This is a genomic window from Thalassovita taeanensis, assembly GCF_900110775.1.
Lineage (GTDB): Bacteria > Pseudomonadota > Alphaproteobacteria > Rhodobacterales > Rhodobacteraceae > Litorimicrobium > Litorimicrobium taeanense.
Map to the genome: position 1 here is coordinate 77,967 of NZ_FOEP01000006.1, position 17,395 is coordinate 95,361.

Genomic DNA, 17,395 nt, shown 5'->3' on the forward strand with positions numbered 1-17,395 from the left:
CAGGCCACCGTTCTGTGTAACGCCCAATTTATCCGCGCCAACGCCCCGGCGGTCAGGCCAGCACTGGACAGTCGCGCGCGGTAAGCTAGTCTTGCTTTAACGGGACGCGAGAGAGGCCAGAAATGGAAAAATTCGGGAAAAGCCAGTCGGTCAGCCGGGTGGAGGACGTGCGGTTTCTGACCGGGCATGGGCGATATGTCGATGATGTGACCCCAAAGGGCGCGCTGTTTGCGTTTGTGTTCCGGTCGCCGGTGGCGCACGCGGTTATCACCACGCTGGATGTCGAGGACGCGCGCGCGTCTGACGGCGTTCATCTGGTGCTGACGGATGCCGATCTGGTGCAGGCGGGAATTACCGCGGGCATGGCGGGGGTTGTGGTCAAAAATCGCGACGGGTCTGATGCTGCCGCCCCGCATCGCCCGGTTCTGGCGCAAGGCAAATTGCGCCATGTTGGCGAACCTGTGGCGCTGATCGTGGCGGAAACACTGGATCAGGCGCGTGATGCGGCTGAACTGATCGAGCTGGATTATGACGATCTGCCTGCCAAGTTGGATCTTTTTACTGGCGGCGAGGCCGTGCATGCCGAGGCGACGGACAATCGCGCCTTTGACTGGGCCTTGGGTGACGAGGCTGCCTGTCAGGCGGCGTTTGACGCCGCCGCACATGTGGTGCGGCTGGAGGTCGACGACAACCGCATCATCGTCAACGCGATGGAGCCGCGCGGCTGTTTCGCCGAGGTCGAGGACGGGCGGCTGCATCTGTCGTTTGGCGGGCAGGGGGTTTGGACCCCCAAGGCGCAGCTGGCGCGCGTGCTTAATCTGGACCCTTCGCAGGTGCGGGTGACCAACCCCGACGTCGGCGGTGGCTTTGGCATGAAGGCGCCGCCCTATCCGGAATATTTCACCGTCGCCCATGCGGCGATGGTTCTGGGCCGTCCGGTGCGCTGGATGAGCGAGCGGACCGAGGCGATGCTGAGCGATCATCATGGTCGCGATCTGGTCAGCGAAGCGGCGTTGGCGTTCGATGCCGATCACAAAATCATCGGTTACCGGGTGGATACGCGCTGTAATCTGGGCGCATACAACAGCCAGTTTGGTCAGATCATTCAGACCAATCTGTTCGCGCGGGTCTTGATGGGCACTTACGATGTTCAGGCGACCTATCTGCATGTCGAAGGGTTTTACACCAACACCACGCAGGTTGACGCCTATCGCGGTGCCGGCCGACCCGAGGCGATTTATCTGCTAGAGAGGATGATGGATACGGCGGCGCGGCAGTTGGGGGTGGACCCTTGGGCGCTGCGGCGGCGCAATTTCATTGCGGTGGATCAGTTCCCATACAGCGCCGCAACCGGCGAAACCTATGACGTGGGCGATTTCAGCCGGGTGCTGGATCATGCCGAGCAGGCGGCGGACCGGGCGGGGTTTGCCGCGCGCAAGGCCGAGAGCGCGGCGCGCGGAAAATTGCGCGGGATGGGGTTGAGTTACTATATCGAAAGCATTCTGGGCGACCCTTCGGAAGGTGCGAAGGTGGAGTTCAACGCGGATGGCACGGTGGTGATCTATGTCGGCACCCAATCGAACGGGCAGGGCCACGAGACGGTCTATGCCAAGTTTCTGTCGGATCAGACCGGGATACCGGCGGCGATGATTTCTGTGGTGCAGGGTGACAGCGACCTGATTGCACAGGGCGGTGGCACTGGCGGATCACGCTCGGTCACGACGCAAAGCCATGCGACGCTGGCGACGGTCGCGCGGATGATTGCCGCCTTCACGCCCTATCTGGCGGAAAAGATGGGCGTGGCCGAGGATCAGGTCAGTTTCGATGACGAGACGTTCCGCGCGCCGGGGTCGAACCTGACGCCGACGCTGCTGGAGGCGGCGGCGATGGCGCGGGCCGACGGGCGCACCGATCTTTTGGTACACGAGGCGCGGGCGACGCTGCCTGCGCGCTCGTTCCCCAATGGCGCGCATGTCTGCGAGGTCGAAGTGGACCCCGAGACCGGTCTGACCGAGGTTGCGCGTTATACCGTGGTGGATGATTTTGGAAATCTGATCAACCCGTTGCTGGCTGAAGGTCAGGTGCATGGCGGAGTGGCTCAGGGGCTTGGGCAGGTCTTGTACGAGCATGTTGGTTACGACGAGGATGGGCAGCTTCTGACCGCAAGCTTCATGGATTATGCCATGCCGCGGGCGGCGGACATGCCGATGATCAAGTTCGAAACCGAGGTTGTGCCGTCAACCGCCAACCCGATGGGGATGAAGGGCTGCGGCGAAGCGGGCACGGTCGGCGCGATGGCGGCGGGCGCCAATGCGGTGCTGGATGCGCTGTGGGATCGGGGGGTCCGGCGGGCCGATATGCCGCTGACCCCGCTGAAGGTATGGGAATTGTTGAACGATGGGGCTGCGGCGGCTTAGCAGACGGCTTTTCGATTGGCTGCGTCCCGGCCTGCGGTCTGGGCGCAGCCCGGTCACGCGCCAGCGTGGGCCGCTGACCCATGTGATCATTCTGGATGGCACCATGTCGACGTTGACACCGGGGGAGGAGACCAACGCCGGTCTGTCCTATCGGTTGCTGTCGGAATTGGGGGCGCAGGTATCACTGTATTACGAGGCCGGGGTGCAGTGGCAGGACTGGCGCAGCACGCCGGATGTGATGATGGGGCGCGGGATCAACCGTCAGATCCGGCGGGCATACGGGTATCTGGCAAGTCGGTACCGGCCCGGCGACCGGGTGTTTTTGCTGGGCTATTCGCGCGGGGCCTATGCGGTGCGGTCGCTGGCGGGGGTGGTCGATCAGGTCGGGCTGCTGCGCGCGGAGCATGCGACAGAGCGCAACATCCAACTGGCCTATCGCCATTATCAAAGCCCGGCGGGCAGTGCGGTGGCCGAGGTCTTTCGCACAATCCATTGCCATGCGCGGTTCGAGATCGAGATGGTCGGGGCGTGGGATACGGTCAAGGCGCTGGGGGTGCGGTTGCCGTTCCTGTGGAAGTGGTCCGAGGTCCATCACGCTTTTCATTCGCATCAGCTTGGCCCCTCGGTGAAGCACGGGTTTCACGCGCTGGCGCGGGATGAAACCCGGCAGGTGTTTGAACCGGTGCTATGGGAATGTCCCAATGGCGACAACGACCCGCAGGACGATCAGACTGCGGTGGCCAGACGGGTGGAACAGGTGTGGTTCCGCGGCACCCATGGGGATATCGGCGGGCAGTTGGGCGGGTTTGATGCCGCGCGGCCACTGGCGAATATCTCGTTGGTGTGGATGCTGGAGCGGATCGAAAGCTGTGGTTTGCAGTTGCCGGAGGGCTGGCGCATGCGGTTTCCCACGGATCCCGGTGCGCCATCGGTCGGCACGTGGAGCAGTTGGGGCAAGCTGTTTTTGCTGCGCAAGCGCCGGGTGATCGGGCGCGACCCGTCAGAGCGGTTGCATGAAACAGCGGTGGAGCCGACGGTGGCGTCGGTGCCGGGGTGGGCCGCTCATCTGCGGGGATGAACGGGCCCTGATCAGGCCACTTTCATCACGATGCAAGTGGTGGAGCCGGTGGCATAAAGGCGTCCATCCTCGACTCCACGGATTTCACCCACGGCCACGCCGGTTGAACGACCGACATGCTGCGCGATGCCGATGGCTTCGACTTGCATCCCCACGGGGATCGAACGCAGGATGTTGATCTTGTATTCCAGCGTCGTATAGGCGGAGCCGACGGGCAGTTTGCTCATCACGGCGCAGGCCATGCAGCTGTCGAGCAGCGTGCCGTACCAACCGCCGTGCACCGTGCCCATCGGGTTGCAGTATTCAAATAGCGGCGCGCCGGAAAAGACGACGCGGCCGTCTTCGACCTCGGTGAGGGTGTAATTCATATGGTCCGATATCGGCGGACCGGCTGCGTCGCCGTTCAGCATCCGCTTCATCGCTTCCAGCCCGCTACGGCTGGTCATTTCTTCCTTGCTTGGCAGATCCGCGAAGGATTTTGCCACTTTGCGTTCGGTCATGCGCGTGTTCTCCTGTCCTGAGACCAGAGTGGCGCGCGCTTGACAGGGGCACAAGGCCGAATTGAATTACGCGACGTTTTCCAGTTGCGCGCGCGGGGTGACGCCCAGAGCGTGGCACACATCGCGGGTCAGTTCGGGGCGGTTGAGCGTGTAGAAATGCAAAGAGTCCACGCCACCATCAAGAAGTTCGCTGCACAGTTCGGTGCACAGCGCGGTGGCCAGCAGATCTTCGCGCCCGTCGCGGGCGGCTTTTTCAAATGCGTCATCGACCCATGCGGGCACAGAGGTGCCGCAGCGTTTGGCGAAATTGCGCGCACCTTTCCAGTTTTCGATTGGCAGGATGCCGGGAATGATCGGCGCGGTGATCCCGGCCTTGGCGCAGGCATCGCGGAAGCGGAAGAAGGTTTCGGCCTCGAAGAAGAACTGCGTCAGGGCCTCGGTGGCGCCGGCGTCGATCTTGCGCTTGAGGTATTCGACATCGGCGGTGGCGGTGGGCGCTTCGGGGTGGGCCTCGGGGTAAGCACCGACGCGGATTTTGAATTTGCCGGTGTCGGCCAGCGCTTCGATCAGCTCGACCGAGTGGGCGAAGCCGTCGGGGTGGGGCGTGAAGCCTGCGGTGCCTTTGGGCGGGTCGCCGCGCAGGGCGACGATTTCGGTGACGCCCGCAGCGGCAAAGCTGTCAGCGATGGCCAGGGTTTCGGCACGGGTGGCATCGACGCAGGTCAGGTGCGCGGCGACATTCAGGCCGGAATTTTTATGCAGCGTCGCCACCGCGTCGCGGGTCAGGTCGCGGGTGGTGCCACCTGCGCCGTAGGTCACGGAGACAAAGCGCGGGCTGAGCGGGGCAAGCACCTGCACCGTGTCCCAAAGGCGAAACGAGGCTTCAAGGTTTTGCGGCGGGAAGAATTCGAAAGATATGGCGGGCGTGGTCATCGGAGGTATCCTGTCACTGGTTGCCCCCTTGTCGCTAAAAACGCTTTGTGAGACAACTTCATAATTCTCAAGGTCAACATGAGGTTTGCTAACATATGCATATCGAGATCCGGCATTTGCGCACGATCAAGGCGATTCACGAGGCAGGCGGGTTGGCGCGCGCCGCGGATCAGCTGAACATCACACAATCAGCGCTGAGCCATCAGGTCAAGCATTTGGAAGAGCAGACCGGGGTCGAGCTGTTTGTACGGCGGTCGAAGCCGTTGAAGCTGTCGGCGGCGGGAATGCGGCTGTTGCGGGCGGCCGAGCGGATTTTGCCGGAGATGGCCGCGCTGGAGGAGCAATTCCACGGGCTGGTGTCGGGCAAGACCGGGCGGTTGCATATCGCGATCGAGTGTCACGCCTGTTTTGAGTGGCTTTTCCCAGTGCTTGAGCAGTTTCGCAAAGCCTGGCCGGATGTGGATGTGGATATCCGCCCCGGTCTGGCGTTTGATGCGCTGCCTGCGCTGATGAAGGAAGAGGTCGATCTGGTGGTATCGTCCGACCCGGAGGAGCTGCCGGGGGTGGAATTTGTACCGCTGTTTGATTACTCGCCGGTGTTTGTCGCCTCCAGCCAGCATCCGTTGGCGCAGAAAGAGTATATCGAGGCCGAAGATTTTCGCGGCGAGACGTTGATCACCTATCCGGTGGATCGGGCGCGGCTGGATGTGTTCAGCCAGTTGCTGACGCCTGCGAAGGTCGAACCGGGCGCGGTGCGGCAGGTCGAGCTGACGGCGGTGATTTTGCTGCTGGTGGCCTCGAACCGGGGGGTGGCGGTGCTGCCTGATTGGGTGGTGCGCGAGGTCAAGTATTCCTCGGATTACGTGACGCGGCCGATTACGCAGCAAGGCCTGACCCGGCGGCTGTATGCGGCGGTGCGGGCAGATGATGTGACGCGGCCCTATTTTGCCAATTTCATCCGCTTGGCGCGCACTGAGCCTGTCAAGCTTCAGCGGGGGTGAAGCATCGCGCTTTTTTCACCTTAATTTTGAGCGGAAATCAGATAAAACTTTATGTGAAGGCGTAATGCCACCTTAAAATAGGATGGGCAATTATGCCGACATATTCGTTGTGGATGCTGGACAAGGCCGATGTGACCGTCAGTGGCGGTGGCAGTCTTGATGGCGTGACGCAGGGCACCGGGGCGCAACTGGACGGGCTGACGATCACGCTGAACGCGCCAAATTGGCACGAAACCCGAGTTTACGACGATGATCGCTTTTTCGACGACAATGACGGCAATCAACGGCTGAGCGGAACGCAGACGATCAACGGTGTGAGCTACTCTGGTGGCACCAGCGTCGAGGCGGAATATACGGTCGTGTTGCGCGATCCTGCGACGGGCCAGACCTATACCGCGATTGCGTATAACGTCGTGAACTCGTCGCCGGGGTTTGGCACGATCGAGGGGCTGTCCTTTGTGGGCGGGCCACTGGATTGGCCGCCGGTCGGGGTCGCGCTTGATGTCATATCAACCTCGGAAGGGCCGGGAAATCGGGACACCGCTTATTCTGACTATGTGATTCCCTGCTTTGCCCCGTGCGTGCGGATTTTGACGGATCGTGGCGAGGTGCGGGTCGAGGACCTGCGCACAGGCGACGGGATCGTGACGATGGATGCCGGGGTGCAGCCGCTGAGCCTGTTGGCGCAGACCCGCCTGACCGCAGAGGAATTGCACGCCGCACCGCATCTGGCACCGATTCGTATCCGCAAGGGCGCGTTCGGGGAAAGCCTGCCGAACCGCGATACAAAGATCTCGCCGCAGCACCGATTTTTGATGCGCAGCGCCAAGGCTGCACTTCTGTTCGGCGACGAAGAGGTGCTGGTGCCTGCGAACGCCTTTCTTGGGCGGCGGGGAATCGAAACGCCGAAAATCCGGGACGTTACTTACTTTCATCTGCTGCTGGCGGATCACCACGTGATCTATGCCAACGGTGCGGCAACGGAAAGCCTGCTGGTTGGCGAGGCGCTGTTGCAGCGTGGCCCCGAGGGGTTGCAGCGCGAGCTGTGCGCGTTGTTCCCGGAGCTTGCAAACCCGGCCACTGTGCAGCGCAGCCCCGAGGGGATCGCCGGGATGATGGCGGCACGCAGCTGTTTGCGGCGCTGGGAAGCGCAGCTTCTGGTGGCCTGACCAAAGGTAGATCTACAACCGGGCAGAGGGGGCCTTCACAACCCCGGTCGCGCAGGCTAAAGAAGGCGCTTCGGATCGTCAGGGAGCCTCCAGATGCAAGGCAGCGCAAATCTAAATATCATGATCAAGGCGGCCCGCAAGGCTGGCCGGTCGCTGGTCAAGGACTTCCGTGAGGTCGAGAACCTTCAGGTGTCGATGAAAGGTGCCGGCGATTTCGTGTCGAAGGCCGATATCGCCGCCGAGAAGATCCTCAAGGATGAATTGCTGGGCGCACGCCCGACCTATGGCTGGCTGGCCGAGGAAGAGGGCGAGATTGCCGGGCAGGACCCGACACGGCGCTGGATCGTGGACCCGCTGGACGGCACCACCAACTTTCTGCACGGCTTGCCGCACTGGGCGATTTCCATCGCGTTGGAGCACAAGGGCCAGATCGTGGCGGGGGTCGTGTTCGACGCCGCCAAGGACGAGATGTTCTATGCCGAGAAGGGCTCTGGGGCTTGGTTGAATGACAGCACGCGTTTGCGGGTGTCGGGGCGCCACAAGATGATCGAATCGATTTTCGCCACTGGTATTCCGTTTGCTGCCAAGCGGACGTTGCCGGCGACGCTTCAGGATCTGGCACGGATCATGCCGGAATGTGCCGGGGTGCGGCGCTGGGGATCGGCGGCGCTGGATCTGGCCTATGTTGCGGCTGGTCGATATGACGGGTTTTGGGAACGCGAGCTGAATATCTGGGATATCGCTGCCGGGTCGCTGATTGTGACCGAAGCGGGCGGCATGCTTGGCCCGATCCGTGATGGCCACGATCCGTTGGCAGATGGCGACATCGTGGCCGCGAATGGGTCGATCTTCGACCAGTTCGCCAAGGTGATCCGCCAGCGCTAAGCGTTCACACAGTTCAGAAAAAGGCCCGCGCCAGTGTATGCTGTCGCGGGCCTTTTTGGTTTTATGGTTCTGAAATCATGCGGTATGGCGTGATTGAGTGCGCAGGCCACGGAGGGGTGGCTGTTGGCCGCGCCCTAGCTGCGATCCGAGGGGTGGTTGACGCCGTCCGCCCATGGCACATCGCCCAGATCGCGCGGGTTGACCCCTTCAAGTGCGGCAGCGTTGACGCCGTATTCATTCGGGTTCGAGCGGCGTTGATGGTGGGTATAGATCCCGCAGGTGGCGCAGAAATAGTGTTTGGCCGTGCCCGTGCCCCATTGATAAAGCGTCAGGTTATCGCCGCCTTTGACGATGCGGATGCCGTCCAGCGGGGCCGATACGGCGATGGCGCCACGGCGGCGGCAAAAGCTGCAATCGCAGCGCCGCACGGTCTTCAGCCCGTCGGACAGGTGGACTTCAAGCTCGACCGCGCCGCAGTGGCAGGTGAGTTTGTTCGGTGCTGGGGTCATCGGCGTCTCCGGACTCGGGGAATACGGGTGGGGGTCAACTCGTACCGCGCCTCGGGGTGGGGCGGTTGTCCGTGGGTGCGGCTCCAGTATGTTGTGCCGCCGTGCTTCAGCCATACCGGCAGCGTCAGGATGAACCCGACGACAAAGCCGCCCGCGTGCGCCCAATAGGCAACCCCACCGGTGGCAGGGTCAGCGCCGACGCCCGAGATCAATTGCAGCACGAACCACACGCCCAGCATCATCCAGGCAGGGACGCTGAAAATGCGGAAAAAGATGATGAATATGAACAGGATATCGACCTTGGCCTTGGGGAAAAGCAGCAGATATCCGCCCATCACCCCGGCAATCGCGCCCGAGGCCCCGACCGTGGGCACCGCAGACCAGGGCGCGGCAATGACGTGGGTCAGCGCAGCCCCAAGCCCGGCGGCGAGGTAGAACAGCAAAAAGCCAACATGGCCCATTTCATCCTCGAGGTTGTCGCCGAAGATCCACAGGAACAGCATATTGCCCGCCAGATGCAGCAGCCCGCCGTGCATGAACATCGTGGTCAGCAACGTGATATAGCCGTCCCCCTGGCTGATCCGCGCGGGCAGCAGCGCCCAGTCAAGGAAGAAGGCGTTCAGCGCCCGCTCGTCTGAGAAAAGCGACCAATAGCTGAGAAAGACGAGCACGTTCACCACGATCAGGCCATAGGTGACATAGGGCGTCTGTTGGGACGGGTTATGATCGCGGATTGGAAACATGGGCGGAGGATTGTGGCTTTTGCGGCTGGCGTCAAGCGGGCTCGGTACGTGATCTTGTGTGGCGGTGATTTGACCGCGGAAGGCGGCGTGGCGCGATGTCTGCGGGGGCGCGCTGTTGGCGCAATAAATGCATCGGGCGCGCACATTGATTTCCGAGGCTTTGCGCGTTGCAGCGGCTCTTGGCCCGGAATTGGATAGGGTCGGGGTGGACAGGGGCGCATTTGGCCGTTGGAAATCCGGGTCTTGCTTCGGGACGTGTATTGTTTACAGCGCGTCAAGGCGCTAGTGAGGTTTCCGGGCCAAGTTCGCCCCAACGCTCTGTGCGGGCGTGATGGAATGGTAGACATACCAGACTTAAAATCTGTTGGGCCTTGTGCCCGTGTGGGTTCGAGTCCCACCGCCCGCACCAAAAGCCGCGTAAACACAACGGGTTGAAGGGGAGCGAGGCCGGGTTGATTTTGGCGCGCGTTGATTGCGAAGGCAATAGAGCCCTGCACCCTTGGCGGAAAGTCACGCGGGACGCGCCTCCGCCCGATGGGACAAGCCCGCCTGAAGGATTGGCGGCGCGCGGCCATACCGGGGCGCTGCTTCAAGGTGTTTCTGTCAGCCGATACGATTGCGGGCAATGGCCTGCCCGGCGGCAAAGCCAGAGGACCAGGCCCATTGAAAGTTGAACCCGCCAAGCCAGCCGGTGACATCAACGCATTCACCGATGAAATAGAGGCCCGGCACGCTGTTCGACATCATGGTTTTTGACGACAACCCGCCGGTGTCGACGCCGCCCAGCGTCACCTCGGCGGTGCGATAGCCTTCGCTGCCGGTGGGCAGCAAGGTCCAGCCGGTCAGCTGATCGCAGAGCGCGCGAAGGGCGGTATCGCTTTGATCGGCCAGATTGCCGCTTAGCTTGAGCGTCTCTGACAAATGATCTGCCAGCCGACCGGGCAGCATCTGCGCCAGTATCGTCGACAGGTTCTTGCGCCCGGCGCTTTGGCGCTGCTGACGCAGGTCCTGGAACGGATCGCGGTCGGGGAAGAGGTTGACCGTGATGGTTTTGCCCTCGCGCCAGTAGGACGAGATTTGCAGGATCGCGGGGCCAGAAAGGCCCCGGTGGGTGAACAGCATCGCCTCGTCAAACCCCGTGCCTTCGCAGGTCACGCGCACGGGCAGGGCGACGCCTGCCAGCCCGGTGAAGCGTCCATCTGGGAAGGTCAGCGGCACGAGGCCGGGGCGGGTTTCAGTGATCGCATGGTTGAACTGCCGCGCGATGTCATAGGCAAGGCCGGTCGCGCCCATCTTGGGAATGGATTTGCCACCCGTGGCCACCACGACGTTGCGCGCGCGCAGGGTTTGGCGGGTGCCTTCCCGCTCGACCATCAGGCGAAAGCCGCTGTCGTCGCGGGCAATCTCGATCAGCGCAGTGTGCAGCCAGAGCTGGGCACCGGCGCGGGTCAGTTCGGCCAGCAGCATCGCGACGATCTGTTTGGCGCTGTCGTCGCAAAACAGCTGCCCCAGCGTTTTCTCGTGCCAGGGGATGTTGTGCCGGGCGATCAGGTCAAGGAAATCCCACTGGGTATATTGCGCGAGCGCGGATTTGTGGAAATGCGGATTGGCGCCGATAAAATTGCCCGGACCTGCGTGCAGGTTGGTGAAGTTGCAGCGCCCCCCGCCGGAGATGCGGATTTTCTCGCCCGGTGCGCGGGCGTGATCCAGCACCAGAACCCGGCCACCCGCGTGGGCGGCGCACATCAGGCCGGCGGCGCCAGCGCCCAGAATGATCGTGTCAAACTCCATGTCCGGCGGGGTGCCGTATCGCGCCGGAAATGGCAAGGGCCTTGCCGTGTAGGGCCGGTGTGCTTTCTGACTGGAAACAAAACCGGAAATTGGCTAGGGTGATCTTAGACCCCGCAAAGGGGCGATGATTGAGGCAGTTACGGCGGTATCCCATGACGGAAATGGTGCATGGTTCGATCCCAATGCGGGATGTCGAGCCCGTTCTTCCCAAATGGTGGAGAACAATAGATAAATGGACGATGTCCTGCATTTTGATCCTGTTCGGGGTCGGGATTTTGCTGGGGCTTGCGGCCTCTCCTCCCTTGGCGGAAAAGAACGGATTCGAACCGTTCCACTATGTTCAGCGTCAGGCGTTTTTTGGCGGGCTGGCCTTGGTGGCGATGCTGGCGACGTCGATGATGAACCCGGTTTTGGTGCGTCGGTTGGCGGTTCTGGGCTTTGTGGGCGCGTTTCTTGCGCTGCTGGCGCTGCCGTTTCTGGGCACTGATTTCGGCAAGGGCGCGGTGCGGTGGTATTCGCTGGGGTTTGCCAGCATCCAACCGTCCGAGTTTCTGAAGCCCGGTTTCGTGGTTGTGGCGGCCTGGATGTTGGCCGCCGGGCAAGAGATCAACGGCCCGCCGGGGCGCAGTTGGTCGCTGATCCTGACCGTGACGATTGTGACGTTGCTGGCGATGCAGCCGGATTTCGGCCAGGCCTGTCTGATCCTGTTCGGCTGGGGTGTGATGTATTTCGTGGCCGGGGCGCCGATGCTGTTGCTGGTTGGCATGGCCGGGGGCGTCGTGCTGGCGGGGTCGTTTGCCTATAACAACTCTGAACATTTCGCGCGCCGGATTGACGGGTTTCTGTCGCCGGATGTCGACCCGACCACGCAGCTTGGCTATGCCACCAATGCGATCCGCGAGGGCGGGTTCTTTGGTGTCGGTGTGGGCGAGGGCGAGGTGAAATGGTCGCTGCCCGATGCGCATACGGATTTCATTATTGCTGTCGCGGCCGAGGAATACGGGCTGGTGTTGGTTCTGATTATCATCGCGCTTTACGCCAGCATCGTGGTGCGGTCGTTCCTGCGACTGATGAAAGAGCGTGATCCGTTCATTCGGCTGGCGGGCACAGGTCTGGCGGCGATGTTCGGCGTGCAGGCGATGATCAACATGGGCGTTGCGGTGCGGTTGTTGCCGGCCAAGGGCATGACGCTGCCGTTTGTCAGCTATGGCGGGTCATCTTTGATTGCGGGCGGGATCGCTGTGGGAATGCTTCTGGCGTTTACCCGAACCCGGCCTCAGGGTGAAATCGGTGATATCTTGCGGGGACGGCCACGATGAACCAGAACGCTCCGCTTCTGGTGATCGCAGCAGGTGGCACGGGCGGGCATATGTTCCCCGCGCAGGCGCTGGCCGAGGTCATGCTGCGCCGTGGCTGGCGGGTGAAGCTGTCGACCGATGCGCGCGGCGCGCGGTATACTGGCGGTTTCCCGCATTCGGTCGAGATCGAGCAGATTTCCAGCGCGACCTTTGCGCGGGGCGGTCTTCTGGCCAAGGCGTTGGTGCCGTTTCGGGTGCTGGGCGGCATTCTTGGCATGACATCGCGGATGGTACGTGACCGGCCGCGCGTGGTCGTGGGCTTTGGCGGATATCCGGCAATCCCGGCGATGGGGGCGGCCTATCTGCTGCGGTTGCCTCGGATGATCCACGAGCAGAACGGTATTCTGGGACGGGTGAACCGGTTGTTCGCGTCGCGCGTTGATGCGGTGGCATGTGGTACATGGCCGACGGACCTGCCCGAGGGAATTGAAGGCCATCACGTGGGCAACCCGGTGCGCGGTGCGGTTCTGGACCGGGCGGGGGCAGCGTATATCGCGCCCGGCGATTACCCGATGTCGGTGCTGGTGATGGGCGGCAGTCAGGGGGCACGGATCCTGTCGGATATGGTGCCCGGTGCGATTGCGTCACTGCCTGCAGAAGTGCTGAGCAATATTCGCGTCAGCCATCAGGCGCGCGACGAGGATGGCGCGCGGGTGACCGCGTTTTACGCCGAACACGGCATTGACGCCGATGTGCAGCCGTTTTTCCACGATGTGCCGCGCCGGATGAGCGAGGCGCAGCTGGTGATCTCGCGCTCGGGGGCGTCGAGTGTGGCGGACATCAGCGTGATCGGGCGGCCATCGATTCTGATCCCGTTTGCTGCGGCGACCGGCGATCACCAAAACGCCAATGCACGCGCGCTGGTCGAGGCCGGGGCGGCGATCCTGATCCCGGAAAACCGGCTGGATGTGCCGACACTGGCCGAACAGATTGCAATGGTTCTGACCAATCCGCAGGGGGCCGAAATGATGGCCCGTGCGGCGCTGACCTGCGGCAAGCCCGATGCGGCGCAGGCGCTGAGCGACATGGTCGAGGCGCTGGCAGAGAAGGACAAGACATGAGTGCGGCAACCAAACTTCCCCTTGATGTGGGGCCGATCCATTTTGTGGGTATCGGCGGCATTGGCATGTCTGGCATTGCCGAAGTGTTGCTGAACCACGGCTATACGGTGCAGGGCAGTGACCTGAAAACCTCGAAAATCACCGACCGGTTGGCGGCGATGGGCGCGGTGATCTTTGAAGGCCAGCGGGCCGAGAACCTTGCAGGTGCGCAGGTGATCGTGATTTCCTCGGCGATCAAGCCGGGCAATCCTGAGCTGGACGAGGCGCGCAGGCTGGGTTTGCCCGTGGTGCGCCGGGCCGAGATGCTGGCCGAGCTGATGCGCCTGAAGTCCAACGTGGCCGTGGCGGGCACGCATGGCAAGACCACGACCACCACCATGGTGGCGACGCTGCTGGATGCGGGCGGGTTGGACCCGACGGTCATCAACGGCGGGATCATTCACGCCTATGGATCGAATGCGCGGATGGGCGCGGGCGAGTGGATGGTGGTCGAGGCCGACGAGAGCGACGGCACCTTCAACCGGTTACCCGCGACGATTGCCATCGTGACCAATATCGACCCCGAGCATATGGAACACTGGGGCACGATCGAGAACCTGCGCAAGGGGTTCCTGGATTTCGTGTCGAACATTCCCTTCTATGGCTTGGCGGTGTGTTGCACCGATCACCCCGAGGTGCAGGCGCTTGTGGGCAAGATCACTGACCGGCGCGTGACGACCTTTGGCTTCAACGCGCAGTCCGATGTTCGAGCGGTGAACCTGACCTATAAGGCGGGCGTGGCGCATTTTGACATTTTGCTGCAAGCCGAGGATGCCCGGATTGACGGCTGCACTCTGCCGATGCCCGGCGATCACAACGTATCCAACGCCTTGTCGGCGGTGGCCGTGGCGCGGCATCTGGGGATGAGCGGTGATCAGATCCGCGCGGCGCTGGCGGCGTTTGCCGGGGTCAACCGGCGTTTTACCAAGGTGGGCGAAGTGAACGGCGTGACGATCATTGATGATTACGGCCATCACCCGGTTGAAATTGCCGCCGTGCTGAAAGCGGCGCGGCAGGCCACCGAGGGGCGGGTGATTGCTGTGCATCAGCCGCATCGCTACAGCCGCCTGCATTCACTGTTCGAGGATTTCTGCACCTGCTTCAATGACGCGGATGTGGTAGGGATCGCCGAGGTCTATGCTGCGGGCGAAGCACCGATCGAGGGCGCCTCGCGCGATGACCTGGTGGCCGGGTTGATCCGGCACGGCCATCGCCATGCACGCGCAATCCTGACCGAGGACGATCTGGAGCGTCTGGTGCGCGAGCAGGCCCGGCCGGGTGATATGGTGGTCTGTCTGGGCGCGGGGACGATCAGCGCCTGGGCCAATGGGTTGCCCGCACGGTTGAGCGGCAAAGTCGGCTGACCGACGCGCGGCGGGCGCGTACATTGAGTTGATAAGCAAGACGAAAGGGCAGGCGTGGCGGAGCAGTTGAAGCGACGGATCGGGCTGGGTCTTTTGACGGCGTATGGTGTCGGCATCATGGTCGGTGCCGGGATTTACGTTCTGACCGGCGCTGCGGCTGGGGCGGCTGGCATGTGGGCGCCGGTGGCGTTCTTGCTGGCGGGACTGGTGGCTGTGCCTTCGGCGCTGGCCTTTGCCGAGCTGTCGGCGCGTATCCCCGAGGCGGCTGGCGATTCCTCTTATGTCGAGGTGGGGCTGAACCTGCATTGGCTGGCGGTTCTGGTCGGGATTATCAATGTTGTGGCAGGCACGATTGCCGCCGCTGCGGTGTTGCGCGGCGGGGTGGGGTATTTGCTGGCGCTGGTCGATATTCCATTTGTTTGGGGCGTGGTTGGTTTGGGCTTGGCCCTTACCGGGATCGCGTTGATCGGCGTTCTGGAAAGCCTGACATTTGCCGCCATTCTGACGGTGATCGAGGTTGTGGGGCTGGCCATGGTGATCTGGGCCGGGTTCAGCGCCGAACCGGTTGCCGACTGGCGCCTGCCTTTGCCCACGCCGGAATGGGGTGGTTTGGCGCTGGCGACGATTTTCGCCTTTTTCGCCTTTATCGGCTTTGACGACATGGTCAACATGGCCGAGGAGGCCAAAGAGCCTGCGCGCACGATGCCGCGTTCGATCCTGCTGGCGCTGGCGATTACGGCGCTGCTTTATGCTCTGGTCTCATTGGCTGCGGTGCGCGCGGTGCCGCGCGAATTGCTGGGGGCCTCAGATCGCCCGCTGGCGCTGGTGTGGGAGGCGGGCACCGGGCGGTCGGCGTTTTTCCTGTCGGCAATTGCCGTGGCGGCGGCGCTGAACGGCGTGTTGGCGCAGATCGTGATGGCCAGCCGGGTATTGTTCGGGCTGGGCAAGCGATCGGCGTGGTTGTCGGTGTTCCGCAAGGCTGACGCCCGAACGGGCACGCCGGTTCTGGGTACGGTGGTGATTGGCGCCTTGGTGATCGTATCGTCGCTGGTATTGCCGGTGGCGGTTCTGGCCGAGGGCACGACGCTGGCATTGCTCGTGGTGTTCACCATCGTCAATGCGGCGCTGATCGGGGTGAAGCGCAAGCAGCCCGAAAGCCCGTTCCGTGTGCCGAACTATGTGCCCTGGCTGGGGATTGCGGCCTGCGTGATCACGTTCATCGCGTCGGTTGCGGGGCGCCTGATATGAGCCTGTCACTGATCCTTGTGTGCCTTTGGGCGGTTGTGGCCAATGTCGGCGCGATGGTGCCGAGCAAGCGGTATCACTGGCCGTTCGCATGGGTCCTGATTGGTGTGGGTATTCCCATTCTGGGGCTGGTGGTCTATCAGCACGGCCCGTGGCTGGGCCTGATAGTGCTGGCGGCGGCAATGTCGATCCTGCGCTGGCCGGTGATTTACCTGCTGCGGCGGATAAGGAAACTTGTGAGGGTGCATGATGCAGATGCCTGAGGTCCGGGGCCGTCTGACGGCGGGCAAGCCGCTGTCCGAGCTGACATGGCTACGGGTGGGCGGACCGGCGGATTGGCTGTTCCAGCCTGCCGATCTGGAGGATCTGCAAGGGTTTCTGACGGCGTTGGAGCCGAGCGTGCCGGTCTTTCCGATGGGGGTGGGCAGCAACCTGATTGTGCGCGACGGTGGCCTGCATGCGGCAGTGATCCGGTTGGGGCGCGGGTTCAACAGTATCTCGGTTGAGGGCAACCGCGTGACGGCGGGCGTGGCGGCGCTGGATGCGCATGTGGCGCGCCGGGCTGCCGAGGCGGGGGTGGATCTGACGTTTCTGCGCACGATCCCCGGCAGCATCGGTGGCGCCGTACGGATGAACGCGGGATGTTACGGATCATATGTGGCGGATGTGCTGGTCGAGGCGCGGGCGGTCACGCGCGCGGGCGAACTGGTGGTGCTGAGCGCCGATGACTTGCAGTTCGCCTATCGCCAAAGCCGGTTACCTGAGGGCTGGGTTTTGGTCGAGGCGGTGTTCGAGGCGCCTTTGGGCGATGCGGCGGAGCTGGCGGCGCGGATGGACGCGCAGTTGAAAAAGCGCGACGAAACCCAGCCAACCAAAGACCGCAGCGCGGGCAGCACCTTCCGCAATCCGGCGGGATTTTCCAGTACGGGCCGGGCGGACGATGTGCATGATCTGAAGGCCTGGAAGGTGATCGACGACGCAGGAATGCGCGGCGCGCGCCGGGGTGGGGCGCAGATGAGCGAGATGCATTCCAATTTTCTGATTAATACCGGGGCAGCAACCGCCGCAGATCTTGAGGGATTGGGCGAAGAGGTGCGAAAAAAGGTTTACGATGCGAGCGGGATCACGCTAGAATGGGAAATTATGCGCATTGGTGAACCAGCTTCCGAATAAGGCTGGTATCGATCCGCAAAAAAGGCTGCATCAGACAGCCTGTTACAAAGTAATCAGGGCCGCGCGAGACGGCTGGGACATTGAGGCACATAGTGGGTATGTCGAGCAGGACACCCCTGAAAGTGGCGG

At 62.7% G+C, this 17,395-nt stretch carries 16 protein-coding genes and 1 tRNA gene; 12 read left to right on the top strand and 5 right to left on the bottom strand.

What is annotated here, in order from left to right; all coding sequences use genetic code 11:
- Window positions 1–122: 122 nt before the first annotated feature.
- Together BSF79_RS10085 and BSF79_RS10090 are read left to right on the top strand one after the other, a co-directional pair.
- On the top strand, window positions 123–2,417 hold the full coding sequence (locus BSF79_RS10085; protein ID WP_090269775.1) for a xanthine dehydrogenase family protein molybdopterin-binding subunit: 2,295 nt from the start codon (window positions 123–125) through the stop codon (window positions 2,415–2,417).
- Window positions 2,398–3,495 (top strand): DUF2235 domain-containing protein, encoded by a 1,098-nt coding sequence (locus BSF79_RS10090; RefSeq protein ID WP_090269776.1) that lies wholly within the window; start codon window positions 2,398–2,400, stop codon window positions 3,493–3,495. The genes BSF79_RS10085 and BSF79_RS10090 overlap by 20 nt, the downstream gene beginning before the upstream one ends.
- Window positions 3,496–3,506: 11 nt before the next feature.
- On the opposite strand, the gene BSF79_RS10095 is transcribed toward BSF79_RS10090, so the two are convergent.
- Window positions 3,507–3,995 (bottom strand): PaaI family thioesterase, encoded by a 489-nt coding sequence (locus BSF79_RS10095; protein WP_090269777.1) that lies wholly within the window; start codon window positions 3,993–3,995, stop codon window positions 3,507–3,509.
- 66 nt (window positions 3,996–4,061) lie between these two features.
- Window positions 4,062–4,928 carry a methylenetetrahydrofolate reductase [NAD(P)H] gene (metF, locus tag BSF79_RS10100; protein ID WP_090269778.1) on the bottom strand — a complete coding sequence of 289 codons (867 nt, stop codon included), beginning with the start codon at window positions 4,926–4,928 and terminating at the stop codon, window positions 4,062–4,064.
- A 95-nt stretch (window positions 4,929–5,023) separates the two neighbouring features.
- Between metF and BSF79_RS10105 the strand changes: the two genes are divergently transcribed.
- The 3 genes from BSF79_RS10105 to BSF79_RS10115 all read left to right on the top strand — a co-directional run bounded on the left by BSF79_RS10105 (window position 5,024) and on the right by BSF79_RS10115 (window position 7,983).
- Window positions 5,024–5,929: a LysR family transcriptional regulator gene (locus BSF79_RS10105; protein WP_090269779.1), complete on the top strand. Its 906-nt coding sequence runs from the start codon at window positions 5,024–5,026 to the stop codon at window positions 5,927–5,929.
- Window positions 5,930–6,021: 92 nt separating this feature from the next.
- Window positions 6,022–7,098: a Hint domain-containing protein gene (locus BSF79_RS10110; RefSeq protein ID WP_090269780.1), complete on the top strand. Its 1,077-nt coding sequence runs from the start codon at window positions 6,022–6,024 to the stop codon at window positions 7,096–7,098.
- A gap of 93 nt (window positions 7,099–7,191) precedes the next feature.
- Window positions 7,192–7,983: an inositol monophosphatase family protein gene (locus BSF79_RS10115; RefSeq protein ID WP_090269781.1), complete on the top strand. Its 792-nt coding sequence runs from the start codon at window positions 7,192–7,194 to the stop codon at window positions 7,981–7,983.
- A gap of 134 nt (window positions 7,984–8,117) precedes the next feature.
- Here the strand turns inward: BSF79_RS10115 and BSF79_RS10120 are convergent, their stop codons facing one another.
- Entirely contained in the window at window positions 8,118–8,492 is a 375-nt protein-coding gene (locus BSF79_RS10120; RefSeq protein ID WP_090269782.1) for a GFA family protein, read from the bottom strand.
- The gene (locus BSF79_RS10125; RefSeq protein WP_090269783.1) at window positions 8,489–9,235 is read right to left on the bottom strand and encodes a rhomboid family intramembrane serine protease; all 747 of its coding nucleotides are present in this window, start codon (window positions 9,233–9,235) and stop codon (window positions 8,489–8,491) included. Before BSF79_RS10125 ends, BSF79_RS10120 begins: the two co-directional genes overlap by 4 nt.
- Window positions 9,236–9,557: 322 nt before the next feature.
- Here BSF79_RS10125 and BSF79_RS10130 point away from each other — a divergent pair.
- Window positions 9,558–9,644 (top strand) — tRNA-Leu (locus BSF79_RS10130).
- A 194-nt stretch (window positions 9,645–9,838) separates the two neighbouring features.
- Here the strand turns inward: BSF79_RS10130 and BSF79_RS10135 are convergent.
- Window positions 9,839–11,026 (bottom strand): BaiN/RdsA family NAD(P)/FAD-dependent oxidoreductase, encoded by a 1,188-nt coding sequence (locus BSF79_RS10135; RefSeq protein ID WP_090269784.1) that lies wholly within the window; start codon window positions 11,024–11,026, stop codon window positions 9,839–9,841.
- Between the two features lie 152 nt (window positions 11,027–11,178).
- Here BSF79_RS10135 and ftsW point away from each other — a divergent pair, with 152 nt between their 5' ends.
- From ftsW to murB, 6 genes are read left to right on the top strand one after another with little or no spacing between them, the layout of a single operon-like run.
- Window positions 11,179–12,345 carry a putative lipid II flippase FtsW gene (gene ftsW / locus BSF79_RS10140; protein ID WP_090269785.1) on the top strand — a complete coding sequence of 389 codons (1,167 nt, stop codon included), beginning with the start codon at window positions 11,179–11,181 and terminating at the stop codon, window positions 12,343–12,345.
- Window positions 12,342–13,445 carry a UDP-N-acetylglucosamine--N-acetylmuramyl-(pentapeptide) pyrophosphoryl-undecaprenol N-acetylglucosamine transferase gene (locus tag BSF79_RS10145; RefSeq protein ID WP_090269786.1) on the top strand — a complete coding sequence of 368 codons (1,104 nt, stop codon included), beginning with the start codon at window positions 12,342–12,344 and terminating at the stop codon, window positions 13,443–13,445. The genes ftsW and BSF79_RS10145 overlap by 4 nt, the downstream gene beginning before the upstream one ends.
- A complete protein-coding gene (murC, locus tag BSF79_RS10150; RefSeq protein ID WP_090269787.1) occupies window positions 13,442–14,848 on the top strand; it encodes a UDP-N-acetylmuramate--L-alanine ligase in 1,407 nt (468 codons plus the stop codon). Before BSF79_RS10145 ends, murC begins: the two co-directional genes overlap by 4 nt.
- A 54-nt stretch (window positions 14,849–14,902) precedes the next feature.
- Complete coding sequence (locus BSF79_RS10155; protein ID WP_090269788.1) at window positions 14,903–16,096, top strand: APC family permease; 1,194 nt, start codon at window positions 14,903–14,905, stop codon at window positions 16,094–16,096.
- Complete coding sequence (locus BSF79_RS10160; RefSeq protein ID WP_090269789.1) at window positions 16,093–16,356, top strand: DUF2484 family protein; 264 nt, start codon at window positions 16,093–16,095, stop codon at window positions 16,354–16,356. Before BSF79_RS10155 ends, BSF79_RS10160 begins: the two co-directional genes overlap by 4 nt.
- Window positions 16,340–17,266: a UDP-N-acetylmuramate dehydrogenase gene (murB, locus tag BSF79_RS10165; protein WP_090269790.1), complete on the top strand. Its 927-nt coding sequence runs from the start codon at window positions 16,340–16,342 to the stop codon at window positions 17,264–17,266. Before BSF79_RS10160 ends, murB begins: the two co-directional genes overlap by 17 nt.
- Window positions 17,267–17,395: the final 129 nt, after the last annotated feature.